Source organism: Flavobacterium lipolyticum (assembly GCF_020905335.1).
Taxonomy (GTDB): domain Bacteria; phylum Bacteroidota; class Bacteroidia; order Flavobacteriales; family Flavobacteriaceae; genus Flavobacterium; species Flavobacterium lipolyticum.
The window spans coordinates 998,169-1,023,299 of sequence record NZ_JAJJMN010000001.1 but is presented as its reverse complement, the minus strand read 5'-3'; the positions used below and the strand labels follow the sequence as shown (position 1 = coordinate 1,023,299).

19 protein-coding genes are annotated in these 25,131 nt (G+C 37.1%); 14 read left to right on the top strand and 5 right to left on the bottom strand.

Annotation, left to right across the window (positions count from 1 at the left end; all coding sequences use genetic code 11):
* Positions 1–68 precede the first annotated feature (68 nt).
* Complete coding sequence (locus LNQ34_RS04555) at positions 69–779, top strand: hypothetical protein (RefSeq protein ID WP_229998811.1); 711 nt, start codon at positions 69–71, stop codon at positions 777–779.
* 103 nt (positions 780–882) lie between these two features.
* On the opposite strand, the gene LNQ34_RS04550 is transcribed toward LNQ34_RS04555, so the two are convergent.
* The 4 genes from LNQ34_RS04550 to recF all read right to left on the bottom strand — a co-directional run bounded on the left by LNQ34_RS04550 (position 883) and on the right by recF (position 4,913).
* The gene (locus LNQ34_RS04550) at positions 883–1,944 is read right to left on the bottom strand and encodes a glycosyltransferase (protein WP_229998810.1); all 1,062 of its coding nucleotides are present in this window, start codon (positions 1,942–1,944) and stop codon (positions 883–885) included.
* Between the two features lie 344 nt (positions 1,945–2,288).
* The gene (locus LNQ34_RS04540; protein ID WP_229998809.1) at positions 2,289–2,966 is read right to left on the bottom strand and encodes a DUF2461 domain-containing protein; all 678 of its coding nucleotides are present in this window, start codon (positions 2,964–2,966) and stop codon (positions 2,289–2,291) included.
* A gap of 10 nt (positions 2,967–2,976) precedes the next feature.
* Positions 2,977–3,675, bottom strand: a complete 699-nt coding sequence (locus LNQ34_RS04535) for a thioredoxin domain-containing protein (RefSeq protein WP_229998808.1) — start codon at positions 3,673–3,675, stop codon at positions 2,977–2,979.
* Between the two features lie 143 nt (positions 3,676–3,818).
* The gene (gene recF, locus LNQ34_RS04530; RefSeq protein ID WP_202701557.1) at positions 3,819–4,913 is read right to left on the bottom strand and encodes a DNA replication/repair protein RecF; all 1,095 of its coding nucleotides are present in this window, start codon (positions 4,911–4,913) and stop codon (positions 3,819–3,821) included.
* Between the two features lie 387 nt (positions 4,914–5,300).
* On the opposite strand from recF, the gene LNQ34_RS04525 reads away from it, so the two are divergent.
* The 6 genes from LNQ34_RS04525 to LNQ34_RS04500 all read left to right on the top strand — a co-directional run bounded on the left by LNQ34_RS04525 (position 5,301) and on the right by LNQ34_RS04500 (position 11,689).
* Entirely contained in the window at positions 5,301–6,080 is a 780-nt protein-coding gene (locus LNQ34_RS04525) for a tetratricopeptide repeat protein (protein ID WP_229998807.1), read from the top strand.
* A gap of 81 nt (positions 6,081–6,161) precedes the next feature.
* The gene (gene ribH / locus LNQ34_RS04520) at positions 6,162–6,734 is read left to right on the top strand and encodes a 6,7-dimethyl-8-ribityllumazine synthase (protein WP_202701555.1); all 573 of its coding nucleotides are present in this window, start codon (positions 6,162–6,164) and stop codon (positions 6,732–6,734) included.
* A gap of 218 nt (positions 6,735–6,952) precedes the next feature.
* A complete protein-coding gene (gene mutL / locus LNQ34_RS04515; RefSeq protein WP_229998806.1) occupies positions 6,953–8,905 on the top strand; it encodes a DNA mismatch repair endonuclease MutL in 1,953 nt (650 codons plus the stop codon).
* Entirely contained in the window at positions 8,905–9,717 is an 813-nt protein-coding gene (locus LNQ34_RS04510; RefSeq protein WP_202701591.1) for a rhomboid family intramembrane serine protease, read from the top strand. The genes mutL and LNQ34_RS04510 overlap by 1 nt, the downstream gene beginning before the upstream one ends.
* A 43-nt stretch (positions 9,718–9,760) precedes the next feature.
* Positions 9,761–10,624, top strand: a complete 864-nt coding sequence (locus tag LNQ34_RS04505; protein WP_202701553.1) for a rhomboid family intramembrane serine protease — start codon at positions 9,761–9,763, stop codon at positions 10,622–10,624.
* Positions 10,625–10,642: 18 nt separating this feature from the next.
* Positions 10,643–11,689, top strand: a complete 1,047-nt coding sequence (locus tag LNQ34_RS04500) for an endonuclease/exonuclease/phosphatase family protein (RefSeq protein ID WP_487312996.1) — start codon at positions 10,643–10,645, stop codon at positions 11,687–11,689.
* Between the two features lie 412 nt (positions 11,690–12,101).
* Here the strand turns inward: LNQ34_RS04500 and LNQ34_RS04495 are convergent, their stop codons facing one another.
* Positions 12,102–12,947 carry an AraC family transcriptional regulator gene (locus LNQ34_RS04495; protein WP_229998805.1) on the bottom strand — a complete coding sequence of 282 codons (846 nt, stop codon included), beginning with the start codon at positions 12,945–12,947 and terminating at the stop codon, positions 12,102–12,104.
* Positions 12,948–13,125: 178 nt separating this feature from the next.
* Here LNQ34_RS04495 and LNQ34_RS04490 point away from each other — a divergent pair, with 178 nt between their 5' ends.
* The 7 genes from LNQ34_RS04490 (at position 13,126) to LNQ34_RS04460 (ending at position 25,126) form a co-directional block, all read left to right on the top strand.
* Positions 13,126–14,040 (top strand): dihydrodipicolinate synthase family protein, encoded by a 915-nt coding sequence (locus LNQ34_RS04490; protein WP_229998804.1) that lies wholly within the window; start codon positions 13,126–13,128, stop codon positions 14,038–14,040.
* Positions 14,041–14,286: 246 nt separating this feature from the next.
* On the top strand, positions 14,287–15,873 hold the full coding sequence (locus tag LNQ34_RS04485) for an aldehyde dehydrogenase (NADP(+)) (RefSeq protein ID WP_229998803.1): 1,587 nt from the start codon (positions 14,287–14,289) through the stop codon (positions 15,871–15,873).
* Positions 15,874–16,884, top strand: coding sequence for a 4-hydroxyproline epimerase (locus LNQ34_RS04480; protein WP_229998802.1), 1,011 nt, complete (start codon positions 15,874–15,876; stop codon positions 16,882–16,884).
* 72 nt (positions 16,885–16,956) lie between these two features.
* The gene (locus tag LNQ34_RS04475) at positions 16,957–18,192 is read left to right on the top strand and encodes an NAD(P)/FAD-dependent oxidoreductase (protein ID WP_202701543.1); all 1,236 of its coding nucleotides are present in this window, start codon (positions 16,957–16,959) and stop codon (positions 18,190–18,192) included.
* 3 nt (positions 18,193–18,195) lie between these two features.
* Positions 18,196–19,491 (top strand): aminopeptidase P family protein, encoded by a 1,296-nt coding sequence (locus LNQ34_RS04470; RefSeq protein ID WP_229998801.1) that lies wholly within the window; start codon positions 18,196–18,198, stop codon positions 19,489–19,491.
* A 3-nt stretch (positions 19,492–19,494) separates the two neighbouring features.
* Positions 19,495–21,657, top strand: coding sequence for a S9 family peptidase (locus tag LNQ34_RS04465; protein ID WP_229998800.1), 2,163 nt, complete (start codon positions 19,495–19,497; stop codon positions 21,655–21,657).
* Between the two features lie 262 nt (positions 21,658–21,919).
* Entirely contained in the window at positions 21,920–25,126 is a 3,207-nt protein-coding gene (locus tag LNQ34_RS04460; RefSeq protein WP_202701540.1) for a SusC/RagA family TonB-linked outer membrane protein, read from the top strand.
* Positions 25,127–25,131 lie beyond the last annotated feature (5 nt).

Sequence of the window (25,131 nt, the reverse complement as noted above, 5' to 3'; positions counted from 1 at the left end):
GGAGAAAAGTTACGAGTTATTTTCTAGATTTTCTTTTGTAAGTTTGAATGAATTAAAAAGGTATCTTGATGTTCCAGTCCATTTCTAAGAATAAAACTGCAGTTTTTTTAGTTGTATTTTTCTCAATCGTTTCTAATGCTCAAAGTAATATGTTTGGAGATTGGAGAATTGATAATATTATCGGAATTTCTGACATTAAAGAATATTCTATGGTTAAACAAGAGGAGAATAATCGTTCAGGGCATTTATTGACATTGAATTTGGATGGAACATTCGTAAGTAGAAATTTGCCTCAATGCGGGAATGATACCTTCTTGAGTGCTTTTGGTAATTTTATAGTAATTGACGATACTCATATTCGCTTTATTCTACGAAAAACTTCCTCAAGGAGTTATAATAAAGTTCATAATTTAGAATCAGATTTGAGTAGGGATTTAGGGATTTTTTATATTTATAAAGATTCAGGATCAGTTCGATTAATTGCAAGTAATGGAGTTTTGGAAGATGATAAAAATAAAATTTTGTATACTAAACTGATGGATTCTTTTAATTGGCGATTGTATGATTTTGTTTGGAATAATACAAAAGGAAATAATCCGGAAGAAATCGTAAAAGATTGTATTGATTTAGAAAAGCGGATTGATTTTTCTCATTGCAAAGTTGTCTTTTCAAAAAAAGAAAATTATGGTGATGTTATTCTGGTGCAGGAAAACAGCAATTTCCACTTTGTGATTTATGATGATTTTAAAAAGAAGGTTTCTTTGGCTTATCCGAAGTAGATTTTTTTGGTCATAAAGTTCATGAGATTTTTTATGGATGTGATTTTATAAACCGCAAAGTTCGTAAAGCTTTATGTTGATCTTGACTTTGCGAACTTTTCGGTTAATTTTTATGAAGATTCAGCAACTCATGATAGCGGTCAGAAATAATTTTCATGTTGGTGCTGTAATTTGCATTTTCCTCGACAAATTTTTGGTTTTGAAGAATAGCCTGATTTCGTAATTCCGAATTTTCAAAAGACCAGATTAGTTCTTCAGCAAGCATTTCGATATTGTCAATTTCAATCAATTGCCCGTTTTTGCGGTGTCTGATCCAGCTTTGGTTTCCGGGAATGTCTGAAACTATTGGATAACAGTTGCAGGCCATGGCTTCAAATAAGGATGCCGATACCCCTTCGGTAATAGGCATGCTGATGTAGGTATTGGATTGCTGTAATAGTTTAGGAAGTTCAGTGTTTGGAATTCTTCCGGTGAAAAATACCTTGTTTTCAATTTGTAATGCTGCGGTTAAGTCTTTCAAAGATTGCAGTCGGGTTCCGTTACCTACAATGGTTAATGTAAAGTCAATTCCTTTTTGGTGTAAAATACCAAAGGCTTTTAAAATGGAATCATGACGGTATTCCGGCTGTAGCGAACGCGTAACAATCGCTTCGATTTTTACCGAATTATTGATTGATGGTGTGAAAAGGGATAAATCAATTCCTTTTGGGAGCACTAAAACTTTGCTCATGTCTACACCAATTGCTTTCATCGAAATGGTCATAACAGGTCCCCAGGCGTGTATTAAATCTGCTTTTTTGAAGGCGTGTTTCTGAATGAATTTTTTAAAGGGGAGCAGGAGTGAACCTTCCGGCCACAGATCGGTTCGGCCTTGTTGTGCAATTGCAATAGGATGCATTCCTGAAATTGCTGCCAAAAAACCATAACTGGTGGTTCTTTCGGCAATAATCATGTCCGGTTTTTCCTGTTTGATTTTTTTTCGAATCGAAAGAGGGGAGAAAAGATATTCTAAAATACGTTTGTATCGGCTGAGTTTGGAATGGTTGGGTGTTTGAAGTTCCCAGCTGCAAATTTCAAAATCACCAAATTCTTCAAGGCCTTTCATCCATGTAATGGCGTCAGCACGATAAGATTCTCCAAGAAAAAGTATTTTTCTTTTTTTCATTTGGCAAACTTAATTTTTTTGCCACAGATTAAAAGATTTTTAAAGGATTTTTTGATGTATAGCAATCGGTGAAATTTGTCGTCAAACTTTATCTCGCATTTCTGGGGCGCAGCATATCCTTTTTGAAGTTTTCTCGCCACGAATTCACGAATTAATTTAAAAAATTTGTGAATTCGTGGCGAAGTATCTTTTCTAAAATTCTTCAGTGTCTAAGGCGCGATTAAAGAATTCGTTTAAAGGTTTTAAAGCGATGAGTTTTTGGCTTATTTTCGAAACAAAGTCTTTTTGCCACGAATTCACGAATTAGTTTGAATAATTTGTGAATTCGTGGCGAAGTATCTTTTCTAAAATTCTTCAGTGTCTAAGGCGCGATTAAAGAATTCGTTTAAAGGTTTTAAAGCGATGAGTTTTTGACTCATTTTCGAAACAAAGTCTTTTTGAGTCACCTCGTCGATGTTGTATTTTTGGGTAGCGGTAAAGCTTTTTAGTTTTAAAAACGCAATGGCAGGATGGTCTTTTTCATACCCTCTTGGCGGGTTTTTGAGAGCGTTGTTTTCGTTGACATCCAGACTGTCAAATTCCTTTTTGAAGTTTTTATCGGTCAGTATGGCTTCGAGATCCTCGTGAAAAAAAGCAATTTCTTTGCGTATTTTTTTCAGATCTTCGGCTTCAGGCGAATAAAACCCTCCGGCGATAAAACTGGCTCCTTTTTCAATATGTACATAATATCCGGCTCGGTTGAGGCCTTTGACGGCTGAAGACATCCAGATTCCTAAATGTGCTTTGTATGGGGATTTGTCTTTAGAAAACCGAATATCACGATTGATCCTGAAAGTACAGTTTTTGACTTCTAATAGTTCCAGTGCAGGATCCAGAGGTTTCATCGCATCCAGTAAATCACTAACTAATTGGTGATAATCTTTTTTGAAAACTTCATATCGTTTCTTGTGGTCCAGAAACCAATCCCGATTGTTGTTCTTCTTTAAATCGTCTAAAAATTGCAATGATTCTTTCGTTAACATATCTTTTCTGTTATTGCAGTTGTTTTTTTAAGTCTTCTTCTTTGATGAAACCGATGTTTTTCCATTTTTCGGCTTTGTTTTCGTACAAAATCATAGTAGGAAGCTGTTCGATTTTCATCTGAGTTGCTAAAGTTTCGTTTTTGTCCACATCAATACGAATGATAACCACTTTGTCTGCCATTTCTTTTTGCATCTTCAAAAGGTACGGTTCCATTTGTTTGCAGGGACCACACCATTCGGCGTAAAAATCTACCAGAACTTTTTTGTCTGTATTTAACAAATTGTTAAACTCATCCATTGTCATTCCTGCGTGAGCTGTTGAAGCTTTAGAAAAACCTTCTGCGTTCCATTTCATGATGCCGCCTTCTAATTCGTAAATAGTGGTAAAGCCCAATTCGTTCAGTTTTGAAGCTGCTTTTTTACTTCTTCCGCCGCTTAAACAATAAACAAAAACAGGTTTCGATTTATCGTAAGCCGCCACTTTGGCTTCAAAATCATCACCATTCCAGTTAACATTTACCGCATTGTCAATATGATTGGATTCAAATTCTTCCGGAGTTCGAACATCCAGTATTTGAGCATTTTCGGTGGTTTTAATTTTTTCGGCAAAATCCTTCGGAGTAATTTCTTCAATGATACCGGATTTTTTTTCATTGCAGGAAATGAATACGACCGAAAGTACAAGGAATAGAATTTTAGAGAACTTCATAAGATTGTGTTTTTAAAAAATAGAATTGCTAAAATAATGATTTTTAATTAGTCAATTAGATAATGTGCCAATGAGATAATTCAAAATCATTATCTAATCATCTAAATTATCTCATTATCTAAATTATCTCATTATCTAATTATCTAATTGGCATAATTGTCTAATTTGAATATTTTGTAACTCTGATGCGTTGATTTTACAATAGCTTCGGTACGTTCAGGATGCGTGTCTGAGATAAAAAGCTGTCCGAAAGTTTCGCTGTTGACCATTTCGATAATTTTAGCCACACGGGTTTCATCTAATTTATCAAAAATATCATCAAACAACAGCAGAGGTTTTACACCGCTTTGTTTTTTTAAAAACTCAAATTGAGCCAGTTTCAAAGCAATCAGGAAAGATTTTTGCTGCCCTTGAGATCCGAATTTTTTAATGGGATGTGAATCAATTTCAAAGGAGAGGTCGTCTTTGTGAATGCCTACGCTGGTGTATTGTAATGCCCGGTCTTTGTTGATGTTCTCCTTAAGCAGGGTCAATAAGTCTTTTTCGAACAAATTACTTTCGTAAACCAACTGTACGGTTTCTTCCGATCCGGTTATGGCCTGATGGTGTACATTAAATATAGGTATAAATTGTTCCAGGAAATCTTTTCGTTTCTCAAATATCGATTGGCCAAAAGTATTCAGCTGTTCGTTGTATATGGATAAAGTATCATTGTCAAAAGTATGGTTCAGTGCAAAATATTTCAGTAGTGCATTGCGTTGTACAATTACTTTTTGATATTGAATAAGCTGGTGCAAGTAAGTGGAATCCAATTGTGAAATCACACTGTCCATAAACTTACGACGTGTTTCGCTTCCTTCCACGATTAAATCACGGTCGGCAGGGGAAATAATAACCAGCGGGATGAATCCGATATGATCGGAGAATTTATCGTAAGCTTTACCGTTTCTTTTTAAAACCTTTTTCTGTCCTTTTTTTAAACTGCAGACAATCTGTTCGGTTCTGTCGTTTTTTTCTAATTCGGCATCGATTACAAAAAACTCTTCTCCATGTTTGATATTTTGAACAGCCAGCGGATTGAAGTAACTTTTCCCGTAGGCCAGATGATAAATGGCATCAAGCACATTGGTCTTTCCAATTCCGTTTTTGCCGACAAAACAATTGATTTTGCGGTCGAAATCAAAATTGATTTCGGAGAAGTTTTTATAATTGAATAAAGAAATTTTGTTTAAATACATTTTTTTGGAAACTCTAAGGGTAAAATCGGATGTTTGTTAATTAGATCTCGCGTTACTGGTTTCTTTTGCTGCAGATTAAATGATTTTTTTGTTAAATCCAGCATGATAATTTTGTAATCTGTGAGAATCTGTGAAATCTGTGGCAAAAAAACGAACTAATAGCCAAGAAAAATCCTGTTTTGAACATCAAAAATTTGAGGGTGCAAATTATCGAAAATTATCGATATAAAAGGCTTTTGATCGGTTTGAAGCGGAATTATTTTCCGCTTGAGGAGGAAGGACTTGCTGTTGATGAAATTATTTTTTTTAAAATAGTGATAAAATTGATTTTTTTTACGTCGGTTTCAATAAAAATTTTATTTTTGCCGTTCACTAAATTAATTTTAAATGGCAACTTACAATAAAAGAGGATATAAAGCACCGAAAGAGAAAGAAGTTAAAGAAGTAAATGAGGAAACACAGGTAGTTATTGACGAGAAAGACAGTACGACAGCAGGTGTTTTTTCAAAGTTAGATGAAACTGCTTCAAAAACTGAGGATTGGGTAGCTAAAAATCAAAAAATCATTATTGGTTTAGTTGCTGGTATTGCAATTGCTACTATAGGATATTTAGCATATCAGAAATTTGTTGAAAATCCTAAGCAGGATGAGGCTGCAAGCGAAATGTTTGTTGCTCAGCAAAACTTCGAAAAAGCGACTAATGGTGTAGCAAGTGATTCTCTGTACAAATTGGCTTTAAATGGTTCTGAAGGTAAATTCGGTTTCGTTAAAATCGCTGACGAATATTCAGGAACTGATGCTGGAAATTTAGCGAACTATTACGCAGGTATTGCTTCTTTGAACATTGGTAAATACGATGATGCAATTAAATATTTAGGAGAATTTAAATCAAAAGAAGTTATTGTAGGAGCTTTGGCAATTGGTGCTATTGGAGACGCTTATTCTCAAAAGAACCAACAAAAAGAAGCTTTAGACTATTACGTGAAAGCGGCTGAATCTAATAAAAATGATTTCACTACTCCTCGTTTCTTGTTAAAAGCAGGTAAAACAGCTTTGGCTTTAGGTCAAAAAGAAGACGCTTTGAAGTACTTAACAGATATCAAAGACAACTACGACACGACTCCGGAAGCTGCTGCTGTTGATGTATTGATCGGATTAGCACAATAAAAATTTTAGACTTTAGATTTAAGATTGTAGATTTGTATTTCACAATCTGAAATCTAATATCTAAAATCTTAAATATAAAAGATGGCTACTCAAAATAAAAATTTATCAGAATACGATAAAAACACAATCCCAAATGCGAAAGATTTTCGATTTGGGATTGTTGTTTCTGAATGGAATGAAACGGTTACAGAAGGACTTTATAATGGCGCTTTTGACGCTCTGACAGATTGTGAAGTTCCGGCTCATCAAATTATCCGCTGGAATGTTCCGGGAAGTTTTGAGCTTGTTTACGGTGCCAAGAAAATGCTGCAAACACAAAACGTTGATGCGGTAATTGTAATTGGATGTGTGATTCAGGGAGAAACAAAACACTTTGATTTTGTATGTGAAGGTGTTACTCAGGGTATAAAAGATTTGAATGTTCAGACTGATATTCCGGTTATTTTTTGTGTTTTAACAGACAATAACATGCAACAGTCCATTGACAGAAGTGGAGGAATTCACGGAAACAAAGGAACTGAGGCGGCAATCGCGGCAATCAAAATGGCTTATATTCGCCAACAGGCTTCTATGTCACACCCGTTCAATCAGCCATTGTTGTCTTCAGGAGCACTTCAGATAGAAGATAAGCCAAGAGAAATCGAGAACGAATAAAACACAATTGTTTTAATAATACTAAAACCTATGCTGTGTAAAATAGTATAGGTTTTTTGTTTTTTTTATGATAGCTGTTGTTCAAAAAGACAACAGAAATTCATTAAATTTGTACACCTTGGTTTTAAAAACCAGAATTGAAATAATAATATTACCCTGAGATTTTGCGAATTATTTTCGATAAAAATCGATGGACAACCTTTAACCCAAATTTTTTAATGTCGAGTATCATTCAATTACTTCCTGATCACGTTGCGAATCAAATTGCTGCCGGAGAGGTGGTTCAAAGACCTGCTTCGGTTGTAAAAGAGCTGTTAGAAAATGCTGTTGATGCGAAAGCAACTGACATTAAATTGATTATTAAAGATGCCGGAAAATCATTAGTTCAGGTTATCGATAATGGAATGGGGATGAGTGTAACCGATGCACGTTTGTGTTTCGCACGTCACGCTACTTCAAAAATACGCCAGGCCGAAGATCTTTTTTCGCTTCATACTAAAGGGTTTCGTGGAGAAGCATTGGCTTCTATTGCGGCGATTGCGCACATGGAAATGAAGACGAAACAGGATCAGGAAGAACTGGGAACACACATTGTAATCGAAGGAAGTAAATTTGTATCGCAGGAAGAAGCTGTTTTGCCTAAAGGAACTTCTTTTGCGGTTAAAAATTTATTTTTTAATATTCCTGCACGTCGTAATTTCTTAAAATCGGATACGGTGGAGTTTCGTCATGTTATGGACGAGTTTCAGCGTGTGGCGATGGCGCATCCTAATATTCATTTTACTTTTTACCACAATGGAAGCGAATTGTATAATTTGCCTGCAGCAGGTTATCGTCAGCGAATTGTGGGGATCATGTCCGGTAAAACCAATGAAAAATTAGTTCCGGTTAGCGAAGATACAGAGATCATTAACGTTCAGGGATTTGTTTGCAAGCCTGAGTTTGCGAAGAAAAGCAGAGGAGAGCAGTTCTTTTTTGTAAACGATCGTTTCATTAAAAGCGGCTATTTGCATCATGCGGTAATGGCGGCTTATGACGGGCTTCTGAAAGACGGTTCGCAGCCAAGTTACTTTCTATATTTGAAAGTCCCGCCCAATACAATTGATATCAATATTCATCCTACGAAAACAGAAATTAAGTTTGATGATGAGCAGGCTTTGTACGCCATTTTAAGAGCCTCTATAAAACACAGTTTAGGACAGTTTAATGTCGCACCGGTTTTAGATTTTGAACGCGACGCCAATTTAGATACTCCATATCATTATAAAGATTTAGAAGCCGAAACGCCAACGATTCAGGTTGACGGGACTTTTAACCCATTTACAGATGATAAAACCAATCAGCATTATACAAAATCGGGCTCAGGTTCCGGTTTTAGTTCGGGTTCTGGTTTTAGCTCAGGAGCCGGCTCGGGTTCCAGTTCAGGTTCAAGTTTTAGCTCAGGAGCAAATTCGTATTCCGGTTATTCTAAAAGAGTCGAGCCAACGGCAAGCTGGGAAAGTTTGTATACCGGTTTAGATACAGAAAGTATCGAAAGTTCACCGTTTACCTTTGAAAACGAAGAAGTAACCTCCTCATTATTTAACGATAATGAAATTGAACAAGCCAGTCAGGGAACCTATCAGATTCATAAAAAATATATAGTCTCGCCAATTAAATCCGGAATGGTGATTGTCGATCAGCAAAGAGCGCATCAGCGTATTTTGTACGAGCAGTTTTTGTTGAATATGACCGTTAACCAGGCTTCTAGTCAGCAATTATTGTTTCCGTTGAATTTATTTTATTCTTCGGCCGAAATGAAACTGATCGAAGAACTGAAACCTTCTTTAGAAACAACCGGTTTCGTTTTTGATGAAGCTCAAACCGATCATATTGTGATTTCGGGAATTCCGGTAAACATTACCGAAAGCGAAGTTTCTCTGGTTATTGAACAATTATTAAGTGATTTGCAAGACGGAATTCCGGCCAACAGTTACAGCCAGAATGATACCATTGCGAAATCAATGGCTAAAAGTTTAGCGGTTAAAACCGGATCGTATTTAACCGAAAAAGAACAGGACAATCTGGTTAACGGATTATTTGCCTGTAAAGATCCAAACATTTCACCTTTTCAAAAACCTACCTTCATCACAATGCGTGTAGAAGATATAGATAAAAAGTTTGCCTTATGATGAACAACATGACTCCTGTCGTAAAACAACTGCTTATAATTAATATCATATTTTTTATTGGTGCTCAGTTAGTGCCTGTTTCCGAGCAGTTTTTTGCATTATTTTTTCCAGAAAGCGATTTTTTTAAGCTTTGGCAGCCTATAACACACATGTTTATGCACGGTGGTATTTTGCATATTGTCTTTAATATGTTTGCGATGGTTTCTTTTGGATCGGCCTTGGAACATTTTTGGGGAGGAAAGAAGTTTATTTTCTTTTACATCTCCTGTGGATTAGGTGCCGCTTTATTGCAAATTGGAGTAAATTATTTGCAATTCCAGGCAGCTTTAGAGCCGGTAAGAAGCTTAGGGCTATCCGATGCGACATTACACCAGATCTTAAATGTAAATTTTAGTGACGGAACGGGTTTTAGATCCGATTTGTTTTTTGATCAGATTAAGCCAATATTGGAAGGGGTTGGAAAGACCAATCTTACTGAAGAAGGGTTTAAAGGATTATTTAATGCGTCTGTAATTACTCAGGTACCAATGGTAGGAGCTTCCGGAGCTATTTACGGACTTTTAGTAGCTTTTGCTTTTATGTTTCCAAATGCTGAGCTTGCTTTGATGTTTATACCAGTTCCGATTAAGGCGAAATATTTTGTTCCCGGAATTTTAGCCATTGATTTGTTTTTAGGTTTCAAAGGAGATTCTATATTTGGAGGAGGAGGTACAGGGGTCGCTCACTTCGCTCATATTGGAGGTGCGGTCATTGGGTACTTCATGATGTGGTACTGGAAAAAAAATCAGTTTAATAACAATCGTTGGAATTAATTTTTAACTTTAATATTGCAAATAAAAACTAAAGAAAGCTTTTATGAACATTCTGGATGATTTAAAATTACAATATCGATTAGGCGGAATAGCCATGCGTGTTATTTTTTGGAACATTGGTTGTTTCCTGATTTCATTAGTGCTATTCTATAACTTTTCTACAGCTCAGTTTGCCTTTCCGAATTGGCTGGCGTTGTCATCAGATCCTGCCGTTTTTATGTTCAAGCCCTGGACATTTTTGACGTATGCTTTCTTTCATTATGGCTTTCTGCATTTGTTGTTTAATATGATGGTGTTGAATTTTGCAAGTAATTTATTTCTGACTTTCTTTACCCAGAAACAATATCTCGGGCTGTATATTTTAGGTGCCATTTTTTCAGGGATTGTTTTTGCACTGAGTTTTTATTTTTTAAATATTTCGGCGCCTATCGTAGGAGCTTCGGCTGCAATCATGGCAATCCTGATGGGGGTTACCACTTATCAGCCTTTGATGAATGTGCGTTTGCTGCTTATAGGTAATGTAAAGCTTTGGCACATTACAGCTGTGATACTGGTTCTTGATTTAATGCAGTTTCGTTTGGACAATACTGGAGGACATATCTCGCACTTGGCAGGAGCTTTCTTTGGATTCCTTTTTATCAAGCTGCTTCAGAACGGTACAGATCTTAGTAAAATTGTTTCCAAAACATTAGACTTCTTTGCCAGTCTATTTAAAAAATCCCCATCGACCCCATTCACAAAAGTTCATAAAAATTACAAAAAACCTACTGAAAAAGTGACGTCAAGAATTGTTACGAAAGACAAAACGCAACAACAGATTGATGAAATTTTAGATAAAATCAGCCAATCCGGTTACGATTGTCTGACAAAAGAAGAAAAAGAGTTTTTATTTAAAGCTGGAAAATAATCGTTTTAGGCCCGCAATATGAAGAACCTTTCATGGTTTAATAAAATAATGTTCTTTTTGAATATAGTGCTAACTGTACTGACGTTTAGTATTTATATTTTACCATTTCTGGCACCAAAGAGTTTTCCGCTTCTATCGGTTTTAACGCTCTTTATGCCGGCTTTCTTCGTTCTCAATGGTTTGTTTTTTGTCTATTGGGGAATTCAGTTTAAAAAACGTCTTATTCTTTCCGGTTTGGTACTGTTAACCGGAATTACTTTTATCAGTAAATTTTATAAATTCTCGGCAAAAGAATATGTTAAGGACGAAAGAGATTTCTCTGTAATGAGTTATAACGTGCGTCTTTTTAATGTTTTTAAATGGCTCGACCGCGACGATATTCCTTCCAATATAAAAGCTTTTATCGACGAAAAAGATCCGGATATTTTATGTATTCAGGAGTATTCCAATTCGGCTCATCTGGATTTGAAGGTGTATCCGCATCGTTACATTTTCATCGAGGGAAATAAAATTAAAACAGGTCAGGCGATCTTTTCAAAATTTCCTATTATTGATCAGGGAAATATCATCTTTCCAAACTCAGATAATAACGTAATTTATGCCGATATTAAAAGAGGTAAAGAGGTTATTCGTGTGTACAACATGCACCTGCAGTCTATAAAAATTTCACCGGATGTAAGTGATATTTCAAATAATATCGATCATGTCAATCAGGAAAAATCGCAGTTAATTTATACCCGAATCAGTAAAGGATTTAGACAACAGCAGGAACAGGCAGAGATCTTTAAAGAAAATATCAAACAATGCAAAAACCCGATTATTATTTGTGGAGATATGAATAATAGTCCGTTTTCGTATGTGTACCGAAATATCAAAGGAAAACTCAAAGACACCTTTGAAGAAGCTGGAGAAGGATTTGGAGCCACCTATAAGTTTCGTTATTATCCGGCACGTATTGATTATATTTTTACGGACAGTAAAATGAAAGTCAAACAATTTGAGAGTTTTTCTGACTTTGAAAATTCAGATCATTATCCGATTATGACGAGGCTTTCAATTGAATAGTTTTTTTTAACCGCAAGGCACGCTAAGGTTTACGCAAGGCACGCAAATTTTTTTTATTCAAGTTTAAAAGTAAAACGCAAAGTTCGCAAAGCTACAGGGTAAAGCTTTGCGAACTTTGCGTTTATATAAAATCTAACAAGAAGAGAATTTTGCGTCCCTTGCGGTTTATATTTTACAGACAATAAAAACTCAAATCATTATCTCATTATGACGAGGCTTTCAATTGAATAGTTTTTTAACCGCAAGGCACGCTAAGGTTTACGCAAGGCACGCAAATTTTTTTATTCAAGTTTAAAAGTAAAACGCAAGGTTCGCAAAGCAATAAGATAAAGCTTTGCGAACCTTGCGTTTATATGTGTAAACTTAGACAAAAAAACTTTGCGCCCTTTGCGGTTAAGCAGTACTAAACTACTTATAGATTCAGTTTTCGGTATTGCAACGGAGAAGTCTGCTTGAGTTCTTTAAACTTTCTGTTAAAATTGGAGATGTTGTTAAAGCCGCATAATTCGGCAATTTCGAGAACCGAAAGTTCACTGTTGTTGGCCAGCAGTTTGGAAGCATGTTCGATTCTCACTTCTATTAAAAATTGGAAAAAGGACTTGTTGGTCCGGACTTTAAAATACCGGCAGAATGCATTTTTAGTCATATTAGCAATCGAAGCAATCTCATCCAGGTTAATGTTTTTTTGGTAGTTGGTCATTACGTGTTCGAATACCGTCTGCATTCGTTTGCCTTCATTATCCGTAATTTTTTTATCGTACAAATGGTTGGAGAGCTGTTCTCTCTCACTGTTAGAAAGCCACTTTATGATTTCCAGAAACAAAATGAAGCGTTCGTAGTTGTCTGATTTTTTTAGTTTTTTGAAAGATTTGACGATTTTTTTAGGGGGATTGTGGGTGATAAACCCATTTTTGCTGTTTTCTAAAAAAGGCTGGATGTTTTTGAAAGTGGTTAGGGAGAAGAAATCTTTTCCAAACGAGCCTGTAGTAAAGAATAAGGTACGCATAACGGAAGATTCATTGTCATATACTTCACTTCTGAAAACATGAGGTAAATTGCTTCCAATCATTAAGATATCGCCTTCGCGGTAATGCGAGATGGTATCTCCTGCAAAAATGGCGCCCTGTCCTTTTTCGATAAAACTAATTTGTATTTCTTCGTGTTGATGGAGTTTGTCGTAAAAAACAATCTCTCTATCCTCTTGATATATAAGAGGATCTTCTCCCGATTTAGGGATTTTAAATGGAAAAACTTTCATGGTTGGTCAAGGTTAGTTCATTCAAATATATTTTATTTTGTCAAAAAAATAGCAATATATTAATTGGTTTTTTGTGTAATCAGTTTATATAGGGTAATATAGTATTGTTTTGAGGTAATTTTTCAGCCTCTTGCTTTGTTCAATATAAATAATTTTGGTTTTAATTAAAATCGATATTATGAGTATTCAATGGAAAGGCGTTATGCCGGCAGTAACAACCAAATTTACTGCAGATGATAAATTAGACTTCAGAATGTTTGAAGTTAACTTACAAGCACAATTAGAGGCAGGTGTTGATGGAATAATTCTGGGTGGAACATTAGGAGAAGCCAGTACTCTTTTGGAAGAGGAAAGAAGAGAATTGGTGAAAAATACTGTAAAGCTGGTAAACAATCAGGTGCCGGTAATTATGAATATTGCAGAGCAAACTACACGTGCCGCAATTTTAGCAGCCAATAAAGCCGAACAAGATGGAGCAAAAGGATTAATGATGCTGCCTCCAATGCGTTACAAAGCTTCTGATTTCGAAACGGTAACTTATTTTTCTGAAGTCGCAAAAAATACATCACTTCCAATAATGATATACAATAATCCGGTAGATTATAAAATTGAAGTTACACTGGATATGTTTGAAGATCTGTTAAAATTTGATAACATTCAGGCCGTAAAAGAATCAACAAGAGATATTTCGAATGTAACCAGAATGATTAACCGTTTCGGGGATCGATTAAAGATTTTATCAGGAGTAGATACCCTGGCTTTAGAGAGTTTATTGATGGGGTCTGACGGATGGGTTTCAGGTCTGGTATGTGCTTTTCCTAGAGAAACAGTTGCAATATACAAATTAGCCAAAGCCGGTAGAATTGATGAGGCCTTGAAGATATACAGATGGTTTCTTCCTTTATTAGAATTAGATATTAACTCATTTTTAGTACAAAATATTAAGCTTGCAGAAGTAGCAACAGGTATCGGGACAGAATATGTTCGCGCACCAAGATTACCGCTTCAGGGAGCTGAAAGAGAAAAAGTTTTAGACATTATTGCCAAATCCTTAGCATCAAGACCAACTTTGCCTGATTATAAAAACTTGTAACAGTATATAGGCTGATACAATTGGTTTTACAAATTTCTTCTTTAAGAGTCTGTTTCAATTTTATTTGTTGGCTTTCTTATGATGATTTTCGGCTGTAGCGTCGTTAAATTTTACTACAATAGCGCTGCTATTCTATTAAAATTTGCCTCTTTTCGCTCGAAAATCCTTTGATAATAAATCTCAATAATAAATTTTAAACAGACGCTAAGAATTGTAAAGTATTTATTCAAACAACAAAAAAGAAATATGATTACAGGAAAAAATTACGTGGGAAGTACACTAAAAGCTGCTGGTAATAAAACGTTTAAAACATTTAATCCACAGCAGAATGTCGAAAATCCTTGGGTTTTTACAGAAGCAACTCATGAAGAAATTGAAGAAGCAGTTGCTTTGGCTCATCAGGCATTTGGAACGTATAAAAAATATTCCGGTTTAGAAAGAGCTGGTTTTTTAAATGCTATCGCTGACGAAATCGTAGCTTTAGGAAATGATTTGTTAGTTCAGTATTGCAGTGAATCCGGCTTTCCAATGGGCAGAGCAGAGGGGGAGCGCGGAAGAATGGTTGGTCAGCTACGCGCGTTTGCCCAAATGCTCATTGAAGGGAGCTGGGTTCAGGCTGCAATTGATACGGCAATAACAGACAGGGTTCCTGCGCCAAAAGAAGATTTGCGTAAAATTTTGGTACCTCTTGGGCCGGTGGTGGTTTTTGGGTCCAGTAATTTTCCGTTTGCATTTTCAACAGCTGGTGGAGATACCGCTTCAGCATTAGCGGCGGGTTGTCCTGTGATTGTAAAAAGTCATTCGATGCATGTGGGAACAGGCGAAATGGTTGCTTCGGCTATTATAAAAGCAGCGCAAAAAACAAATATGCCGGAGGGTGTTTTCTCCAATCTTATTGGTGGGGGTACAACGCTTGGAACCGCATTGGTGAAACATCCGTTAGTAAAAGCAGTTGGTTTTACCGGAAGTATCCGTGCCGGAAGAGCCTTGTTTGATCTGGCAGCACAGCGACCAGAGCCAATTCCGGTTTTTGCCGAGATGGGAAGTGTAAATCCTGTGGTGCTTTTGCCAAATGCCGTAAAGGTAAACAGTCAAAAATGGGCTACGGCTTATGCGGGATCGATCACGCTTGGAGCAGGTCAGTTTTGTACCAATCCGGGATTACTGTTTGGAATTAAGGGAGCTGAGTTAGATAAATTCTCAGAAGAATTAACACAGGCTATTGAGAAAATTGAGCCATTTTGTATGTTGCATCCCTCAATGAAAAATGGTTTTGAAGAAGGATCAGCAACAATGCTGGCACAGAAAGGTGTGGTGAAAATTGCAGAATACAAAGGTGACGCGGCACCAAATTACGGAGTACAGAAAGTGTTGACTGTAGACGGCAAAACTTTTTTAGAGAATAAAACCTTAAGTCATGAGGTTTTTGGACCTGTTTCGGTACTGGTGCAATGTGATGATGAACAACAATTGCTGAGCATTATTAATCAATTGGACGGGCAGCTAACAGGTACCATTATTGGAGAGCCTGAGGAATTGAAAAATCAGGACGAATTGGTTGCAGCGATGCAGAGTAAAGTGGGACGATTGATTTTTAACGGTGTTCCTACGGGAGTTGAAGTTTGTCCTTCAATGATTCACGGAGGGCCTTATCCGGCTTCTTCCGATTCGAGATTTACTGCCGTTGGAATTCATGCGGTTTATCGCTGGGTTCGACCGTTTAGTTATCAGAATTGGCCCAATGAATTATTACCTGCAGCATTGCAAAATGAGAATCCATTACAGATTTTAAGAACTTTAAATAATATTCAAACAAAATCCCAAATAACATAAATGGTAAAGAAGACTTTTTTTTGTGTAGATGCACACACTTGCGGGAATCCTGTAAGAGTGGTGGCAGGCGGTGGGCCGAATTTGACGGGCGCTAACATGAGCGAAAAACGCCAGCATTTTTTAAAAGAATTTGACTGGATCCGAAAAGGACTAATGTTTGAACCTCGCGGACATGATATGATGAGCGGAAGTATTTTATATCCACCAAGCGATCCTGCCAATGATTTTGGGATTTTGTTTATCGAAACTTCCGGTTGTCTGCCAATGTGCGGTCACGGAACCATTGGTACCATTACCATTGCCATTGAAGAAGGTTTGATTACTCCAAAAGTACCGGGAAAAATAAGAATGGAAGCTCCTGCCGGCCTCGTGAATATCGAGTACCAGCAAACCGGAAACAAAGTCGACTGGGTACGTCTGACTAATGTAAAATCGTATTTGGCAGCAGAAGGATTAACTATTGATTGTCCTGAACTGGGCGAAATTACTTTTGATGTGGCATACGGGGGAAACTATTATGCGATTGTGGATCCACAAGAAAATTTCTCCGGAATTCAGAATTTCTCAGCCGGTAAAATTATCCAGTTGAGTCAGGAAGTCCGTAAGAGAATTAATGCCAAATATCCGGACTATTTTATTCATCCGGAGAATGATACCATTCGTGATGTCAGCCATATGCTTTGGACGGGAGAGCCTTTGGATCCGACATCGTCAGGTCGAAATGCTGTTTTCTACGGAGACAAAGCCATCGATCGTTCTCCTTGCGGTACCGGAACATCAGCGAGAATTGCACAGCTGCATGCCAAAGGAAAACTTAAAGTAGGAGAAGATTTTATTCACGAAAGTTATATTGGCAGCAAGTTTATTGGAAAAGTGGTGGAGGAAACTTCAATTGGAGAAATTCCCGCGATTGTACCGAGCATTCAGGGCTGGGCAAAAGTATACGGTTACAACACCATCATCATCGATGAAGAAAATGATCCGTATGCTCATGGTTTTCAGGTGATTTAAAAAATATTAAAAATTTAGATTCATTGAAGGAGGATAAGATTCTTCTTCAATGAATTTTTTAATTTCGTACAAATGAAAAGAGTAAGTATAGTTGGAGGAGGTATAATAGGCTTGTGTACCGCTTATTATCTGGCTAAAGAAGGATTTGAGGTAACTGTTTTTGATCAGTCTCCTATGGATGATGGTTGTTCTTATGGAAATGCCGGAATGATCGTTCCGTCGCATATTATTCCGTTGGCACAGCCCGGTATGATTGCTCAGGGAATCAAATGGATGTTCGACAGTCAGAGTCCGTTTTATGTAAAACCGAGATTAGATGCCAATTTGATGAAATGGGGGCTGCAGTTTTACAAACATGCCAATGAGAAACACGTCGCAAATGCAATGCCGGCACTGCGTGATTTGTCATTGTTGAGTAAGGAATTGTATCAGGATTTTGCCAGAGAAAACAATTCGTTTTTCTACGAAGAAAAAGGACTTCTGATGTTGTACAAAACGGATAAAACAGCACATGAAATGTTTCATGAAGGACGAGAAGCCGAAAAGCTGGGTTTAAAAGTAGACTATCTTTCTGCAGCAGCAGTTGCAAAACTGGAGAACGGTACTAAAACCGATATTTTAGGAGGGATACACTATAAAGGCGACGCGCATTTGTATCCACAAAAATTCATGCAGTTTATCAAAGAAGAATTAAAGCGCTTAAAAGTAGAAATTCACTCCGGTACCACAGTACAGGATTTTACTTTCGATCATCATAAAATTACGAAGATCGTAACAGACAAAGGTATATTTGCCACAGATGAAGTTGTGCTGGCGGCAGGTTCCTGGAGTCCTTCACTGGCTAAAAAACTCGGGATTTCAGTTTCTATTTTACCGGGAAAAGGATACAGCTTTACACTGAAGGACCAAGATCACAAACCTTCGATTCCTTCGATTCTATGCGAAGGAAAGGTAGCCGTAACCCCTATGAACAATGATATTCGTTTTGGGGGAACTATGGAGATTACTCATACCGGAGATACCAAAATCAATAAAAACAGATTACAGGGAATCATAAACAGTATCAACGAGTTTTATCCCGATATGCAGGTGGGAATGCCTGAAAATAAGGATACCTGGTTTGGTTTCAGACCTTGTACACCTTCGGGAATGCCAATCATTACGCGTGCCAAAAAAGTTGTAAATTTGACTTTCGCCACCGGACATGCGATGATGGGGTTAAGCCTTGCACCGGCAACCGGAAAAATAATTACAGAGATTATTTCAGGCAAAACAACTTCGGTTGATACTAAAATGTTTCAATTATAAATTATGAGATACGATTCAATTCCGGCTTCTTTATTCGAAAATAACCGTAAGAGGTTTGTCGAAAAAATGCAGATTAACAGTTTGGCTATTCTTACTTCAAACGATGTGATGCCCAATAATGCAGATGATGTCATGGGGTTTGCACAAAATAATGATTTGTTTTATCTGTCCGGAATTGAGCAGGACGAAACTATTCTGGTGCTCTATCCCGATGCTTTTAAAGAAGAAAACAGAGCTATTTTATTTGTAAAAGAAGTCAGTGAACATACGTTAATCTGGGATGGAGATTTCTTGACCAAAGAAAAAGTTACAGCTCTTTCCGGAATTAAAAATGTAAAATGGATACACGAATTTGAAAAAGTCCTGCAGCTGTTTGCCTTCGAGGCCGATGCCATTTATCTGGGACATAACGAGCACATTAAAAGAATAACTTCGGAAATGAATACCCGCCAGGATCGAATGATTCAGTGGTGCAAGCAAAAATATCCGCTGCATCACTACGAGCGAGTGGCCAAAATAACGAGAGAGTTGCGTCCTGTAAAATCAGATGAAGAGATCGCTTTAATCCGAAAAGCCGTGGCTATAAGTATCGAAGGATTCAAAGCATTGTTAAAAGCGGTACAGCCGAATGTAAAAGAATACGAACTGGAGGCTGAACTCGCGTACCATTATATTAAAAACGGAGGAAATCGTCATGCCTTCAAACCTATTATCGCTTCGGGCAAGAATGCCTGTGTCTTACATTACAATACCAATGATTCGGTTTGTCAGGACGGCGATATGCTTTTGGTCGATTTTGGGGTTTGTTATGGCAATTACAATTCCGATACTACGCGCTGTCTTCCGGTAAACGGAAAATTTTCAGCCCGTCAGAAAGAAGTTTACCAATCGGTTTTGCACTGTCTGAAAGAAGGATCAAAATTTTTAAAACCGGGTGTTTTATCGAAAGAGTACGAAGCGCAGATGGCAGGTCTGGTGGAAGTCGAACTGGTAAAATTAGGTTTGATTACTTTGGAAGAAATTGCAGTGCAAGATCCCGAAAATCCTGTATACAAAAAATACTTCATGCACGGAACGGCTCACTTTTTAGGACTGGATGTTCATGATGTGGGGTTGTATTCCAAACCTTTTGAAAAAGGAATGGTGCTTACCTGCGAGCCTGGAATTTATATTCGGGAAGAAGGAATCGGCTGCCGACTGGAAAATGATTATTTGTTAACCGAAGACGGAAACATTAATTTATCCGAAGATATGCCTATTGAAATTGAAGAAATAGAACAGCTATTAAATACGAAATAAACCATGATTAAAAAACACTTCTTACTGCTTCTTTTGGTTTGCTCGGGCATTTGGGCTCAAAAGGATATTGATATTAACGAATTAAAGTGGCTGCCCAATTCACATTCGTTTTGGGTAAATTCCGGAAAGGATATTTTGGTATATGATGTGGATAAACTCAATCAGAATACCACTGTTTTAACCAGACAGCAATTAACAAATGCAGGTTTTAACGGAGAAGTAGAAGAATTAGTCTGGAACCAGAATAAAACCAAAGTTCTCGTTTATACCAATTCAAAAAAAGTGTGGAGAGCCAATACCAGAGGTGACTATTGGTTTTTTGACTTGACGACCGGAAAAGGAAGAAAATTGGGAGCCGGCTTAGAAGAGTCTTCTTTAATGTTTGCCAAATTTTCTGCGGATAACGAAAATGTAGCTTACGTTTCAAAACACAATATTTACCTTGAAAATCTGGCGTCAGGAAAGATTACCGCTTTAACGACAGATGGAACTGATAAGGTAATCAATGGAACTTTTGACTGGGTTTACGAAGAAGAACTGGCCGCACGTGACGGATTTCGCTGGAGTCCTGATGGTAAAAGTATAGCTTTTTGGCGTGTAGATGCTTCGGAGACAAAGTTTCACTTAATGATTAACAATACAGACGCTTTATACCCATTTGTAATTCCGGTAGAATATCCAAAAGCTGGAGAAAAACCTTCTGCTGTAAAAATTGGAGTTATTGATATCGCTTCTTTAAAAACCAACTGGCTTGATATTCCGGGTGAACCGGATAATAATTATTTGGTTCGTATGGAATGGGTGGCAAAAGATGAGGTAATGGCTATACAATTGAATCGAAATCAAAATCAGGCTTCGATTTACAATTGCAATACGCAGTCTGGGAAAGCAACTTTAGTGTATCAGGAAAAATCAGCAGAATGGATTGATGTTTTTGATATTTCCTCTGGCGTGTACGATGGTTTTCCTTGTCAGTTTGTAGACAACGGTAAATCTTTTTTATGGAGTTCAGATGCCGATGGCTGGATGCATGTGTACAAAATAAGCCGTGACGGAAAAAAGAAAAAACTGATCACAACTGGAAATTTCGATGCTTATTTTAAAGCTTATAATGACAAGACAAAATCAATTTATTATATCGCAAGTCCAAAAGATGCTACGCAGCGTTATCTGTATGAGACGAATATTAATTCGCTTAAAACCAAAAGAATAACTCCGGAAGTATTTGAAGGAACTAATGAATATGAGTTTTCGACAGACGGATCGTATGCCAAACACACCAATTCTAATATCAATCGCGATTTTAATGTACGCTTAGTTTCACTTTCCGATCATAAAAAAATACTGCCAAAAGAGGCTGATGTTTTGGTAAAACCAACACGTGACTTTTCATTAGAGAAATTCAAAGTAAGCACTGTCGACGGAGTTGAAATCGATGGAATCATGGCAAAACCTCTTGATTTTGATCCGACAAAAAAATACCCGGTGTTCTTTTACGTTTACGGAGAGCCAATGGCTTCGGTAGCGAATGACATGCCTTATTTTAATGGATTTATTGACTTTTTAATTCCTAAAGGCTATATTGGAATTGCAATGGACAATAGAGGAACTCCGGTTTTGAAAGGAAGAAAATGGAGAAAATCAATTTACAAAAATATTGGAATCATCAACACCCGTGATCAGGCTATGGCGGCCAAAGAAGTACTGAAATGGAACTTTATTGATGCGAACAGAGTGGCCATACACGGATGGAGCGGAGGTGGAGCCGTAACTTTGAATCTAATGTTTCAGTATCCTGAGATCTATAAAACCGGAGTAGCCATCGCAGCAGTTACCGATCAGCATTTTTACGATAATATTTACACCGAACGTTATATGGGATTGCCGGACGAGAATGAAGCTGCCTATATTCAGGCTTCACCCGTAACACACGCAAAGAACTTACAAGGAAATTTGCTTTACATTCACGGAACCGGCGATGATAATGTGCACTATAAAAATGCAGAAGTTTTGATTGATGAACTGATCAAATACGACAAAGTTTTTAATTTAATGATCTATCCAAATCGTACGCACAGCATTCATGAAGGCGAAGGAACCCGAAAACATTTAGTCGATACTTTTATAAAATTTATAGAAGAAAAGTGTCCTCCGGGAGCGAAATAAAATCATTTTAAAAGCATAAAAAAGGGGAGAATTTCTGTAAAAAGGATTTCTCCCTTTTTTTGTGGTCTAAAATCAAGTGAAAAAAGACAAAAAGTAAGAAAATAAGCACGTATGTTGTTCGAATTTGAAAGGGTAAGATAATACATGTAAAATATTAAATATGTAATAAAAGGGTAATATAATAGGTTTTTGCGATAATATATTATCATAAAAATTATCAAAAAAGCAAAACATTTGCCAATACTAATTATAAAACCATTTTATGAAATTCAAGTTTTTTCAAAGAAAAACGGTAGTACTTTTTTTTGTACTGCTAGCACAATTTGCGCTCGCACAGGAGCGGGTTGTATCGGGAATTGTTTCAGATAATGCAGGCTTACCTTTACCGGGTGCGAGTGTATTGATCAAAGGAACAAAAACAGGAGCTCAAACTGATTTTGACGGTAAATATTCTATAAAGACAAGTCAAAACGCTGTTTTAATCTTTAATTATATTGGAATGAAGGCTGTAGAGGTAACCGTTACGGGGAATACTGCCAATGTTTCTTTATCTCCTGCTTCAGAGCAGCTTGGGGAGGTTGTTGTTACGGCGTTGGGGCTTAAAAGAGAAAAGAAATCTTTAGGTTATGCCACTCAGGAAATTAAAGGAGAAGACCTGACCAAAGTAAACAATGGTAACGTAGCCAATGCAATTTCAGGTAAAATTGCCGGTGTACAAATCAGACGTAACAATAATATTGGAGGTTCAACGAATGTGGTGATTCGTGGTACTACTTCCTTAACCGGAAACAATCAGGCGTTATGGATTGTAGACGGTATTCCGTTGAATAATGACAATACCAATAGTGCCGATCAGAAAAGCGGAGGTAACACAGGAGGATACGATTACGGAAATGCCGCTTCGGATATCAATCCTGACGATATCGAAACGATGAACGTACTGAAAGGAGCTGCAGCTTCTGCTTTGTATGGTTCAAGAGCTTCAAACGGGGTGATCCTTGTAACGCTAAAAAAAGGAAGTAAATCTAAAGGAGGTTTAGGCGTAAGTTTTAGCTCCGGAGTTACTGTTGGTGTAGTCGATAAAAAAACCTTACCAGAGTATCAAAATCAATACGGTGGAGGATATGGTGACTTCTACGGAACAGTTGATTTAGGAAGTGGGGTACATCCATATGCTGCAACCGATGATGCCTCATGGGGACCTAAATTTGATCCTAATTTGTTAGTGTACAACTGGAGTTCTTTCTACCCTGAATTACCGGGTTACGGAAAAGCTACGCCCTGGACAGCAGTAAAGAAAAATCCAAATGATTTTTACCAAAAGAGCTTGACGTTCATTAATAATATTGCTTTTACCGGATCAGGTGAAAAAGGAGATTTCAGATTTGGTTATACGAACTATAACATGAATCAGGGGATTTTGCCAAACAGTAACAATCGTAAAGACAATTTTAACTTCTCCGGAAGCTATAACATTCTGCCTAAAACTAAAATTTCGGCATCGGCTAATTATTTAAAAGCAGATGCGAAAGGAATGAATGAAACCGGTTACGGTGATGGTGGAAACAACTATCTGAGCAGTATCAGACAATGGTATTCTACAAGTGTAGATTTTCAGGATTTAAAAGATGCTTATGATCTTACAGGAAAAAATACAACCTGGAGTGTTGGAGGACCAAATGATTTAACACTGCAGTTTCATGACAATCCTTATTTTCAAAGATACAACAACTACAATACTTTAAATCGTGATCGTTTTTTCGGAAACTTTGCTTTGAATACACAAATCACCGATTGGTTTGAGATTACAGGTAAAGGTGCTGTAGATACCTATAATCAGTTACAGGAAGAGCGCATTGCTGTGGGATCAAAAAGAACACCAAATGCACTTGGACAATATACCAGATTTGATAAAACGTTCAGAGAGATCAACTTCGATTTGATCATGAATTTTAAAACTAATATTACAGACGGAATTAAGTTCAACGGAATGCTTGGAGCTAATTCAAGACGTTCAGTGAGTAAGTCCATTTTTACAGCGACAAATGGCGGACTGGTAGTGCCTGGAATTTATGCTTTGAGTAATTCTATTGATAAAATCAACAGCCCTGGTGAGTCAGAAGTAGCCATCGGTACCAACAGTGTTTATGCTAATGCGAGTTTCAATTTTATGGAAACTTATTTCTTAGAGGGAAGTTATCGTGTAGATAAATCTTCAACGTTACCATCAAGTAATAGTACTTATACGTACCCTTCGATTACAGGAACTTATATCTTTAGTAACCACATTAAAACAAATTGGTTGTCTTTTGGAAAACTTCGTTTGAATTATGCAGAAACAGGTAATGATGCTCCGTTTGCTGTCATTGCAGCAACTTATCCAAAAGGTGATAATTTTGGACCTGACGGAATTCGTTTCTCTACAGAAAACAATAAAAGTAACTCTAATTTAAAAAGTGAGCTGACAAGAGGTCTTGAAGCCGGTATAGAACTTAAATTGTTCAATAATCGTGTAGGTCTTGATTTCTCTTACTACAAAAGCAATACAACCAATCAGATTCTTTCAGTGGAAACACCTACACAAACCGGATACACCAGAGCCTGGATAAACGGAGGTGATGTTCAAAATAAAGGATATGAGGTAACCTTGTCTGTAATTCCGGTAAAAACGGCCAATTTTAGCTGGGAAGCAAAAGTAAACTGGTCTACCAATAAAAATGAAGTAATTTCATTAGGAGGAGCTGACAGAATTTCGTTAGGATCTTTCCAGGGAGTAGGATATGTTGCTGAGGTTGGAAAACCAATTGGACAGTTGATCGGTTCCGGATTTACTTATTTAAACGGAGAAAAAGTAATTCGTTCAAACGGAAGATATTTACAAACGGCCGGAGCAACAATTGGGGATATAAACCCGGATTGGATTGGTGGTTTGAACAACGTAATTACCTATAAAAATTTCTCATTGAACTTTTTGATTGATGTGAAAAAAGGAGGAGACGTTTATTCATTAGACCAGCGTTTCGGACATACTACAGGTATTTATGAAAGTACGGTTTCGAACAACCATTTAGGAAATCCACAAAGAAATCCGATCGCAAGCGGCGGAGGGATTCTGTTGTCTGGGGTTAAAGAAGACGGAACTCCAAATGATAAAGTGGTAAGTGTAGAAGGAGCAAATGGATATTCATTTTACAACTCCATGCCGGAACAGCAATATGTTTACGATGCTTCTTATGTGAAATTACGTGAATTAGGATTAAGCTACAGATTGCCATCAAAATTCCTGGCGAAGACTTTTATCACCAACATGATTTTGTCAGTTAATGGAAGCAACTTGTGGATTATTCATAAAAATCTGCCGTACGCTGATCCGGAAGCAGGACTTTCGTCAGGAAATCTTCAGGGCTTTCAAACTGGAGTTTTGCCTACCTCAAAAGAGTATAACTTTAATATGAAAGTTCAATTCTAAAAACA

Coding starts and splice junctions, on each gene's coding strand:
- LNQ34_RS04555 (WP_229998811.1), top strand. CDS start 69: ATGTTCCAGTCCATTTCTAAGAATAAAACTGCAGTTTTTTTAGTTGTA.
- LNQ34_RS04550 (WP_229998810.1), bottom strand. CDS start 1,944: ATGAAAAAAAGAAAAATACTTTTTCTTGGAGAATCTTATCGTGCTGAC.
- LNQ34_RS04540 (WP_229998809.1), bottom strand. CDS start 2,966: ATGTTAACGAAAGAATCATTGCAATTTTTAGACGATTTAAAGAAGAAC.
- LNQ34_RS04535 (WP_229998808.1), bottom strand. CDS start 3,675: ATGAAGTTCTCTAAAATTCTATTCCTTGTACTTTCGGTCGTATTCATT.
- recF (WP_202701557.1), bottom strand. CDS start 4,913: ATGTATTTAAACAAAATTTCTTTATTCAATTATAAAAACTTCTCCGAA.
- LNQ34_RS04525 (WP_229998807.1), top strand. CDS start 5,301: ATGGCAACTTACAATAAAAGAGGATATAAAGCACCGAAAGAGAAAGAA.
- ribH (WP_202701555.1), top strand. CDS start 6,162: ATGGCTACTCAAAATAAAAATTTATCAGAATACGATAAAAACACAATC.
- mutL (WP_229998806.1), top strand. CDS start 6,953: ATGTCGAGTATCATTCAATTACTTCCTGATCACGTTGCGAATCAAATT.
- LNQ34_RS04510 (WP_202701591.1), top strand. CDS start 8,905: ATGAACAACATGACTCCTGTCGTAAAACAACTGCTTATAATTAATATC.
- LNQ34_RS04505 (WP_202701553.1), top strand. CDS start 9,761: ATGAACATTCTGGATGATTTAAAATTACAATATCGATTAGGCGGAATA.
- LNQ34_RS04500 (WP_487312996.1), top strand. CDS start 10,643: ATGAAGAACCTTTCATGGTTTAATAAAATAATGTTCTTTTTGAATATA.
- LNQ34_RS04495 (WP_229998805.1), bottom strand. CDS start 12,947: ATGAAAGTTTTTCCATTTAAAATCCCTAAATCGGGAGAAGATCCTCTT.
- LNQ34_RS04490 (WP_229998804.1), top strand. CDS start 13,126: ATGAGTATTCAATGGAAAGGCGTTATGCCGGCAGTAACAACCAAATTT.
- LNQ34_RS04485 (WP_229998803.1), top strand. CDS start 14,287: ATGATTACAGGAAAAAATTACGTGGGAAGTACACTAAAAGCTGCTGGT.
- LNQ34_RS04480 (WP_229998802.1), top strand. CDS start 15,874: ATGGTAAAGAAGACTTTTTTTTGTGTAGATGCACACACTTGCGGGAAT.
- LNQ34_RS04475 (WP_202701543.1), top strand. CDS start 16,957: ATGAAAAGAGTAAGTATAGTTGGAGGAGGTATAATAGGCTTGTGTACC.
- LNQ34_RS04470 (WP_229998801.1), top strand. CDS start 18,196: ATGAGATACGATTCAATTCCGGCTTCTTTATTCGAAAATAACCGTAAG.
- LNQ34_RS04465 (WP_229998800.1), top strand. CDS start 19,495: ATGATTAAAAAACACTTCTTACTGCTTCTTTTGGTTTGCTCGGGCATT.
- LNQ34_RS04460 (WP_202701540.1), top strand. CDS start 21,920: ATGAAATTCAAGTTTTTTCAAAGAAAAACGGTAGTACTTTTTTTTGTA.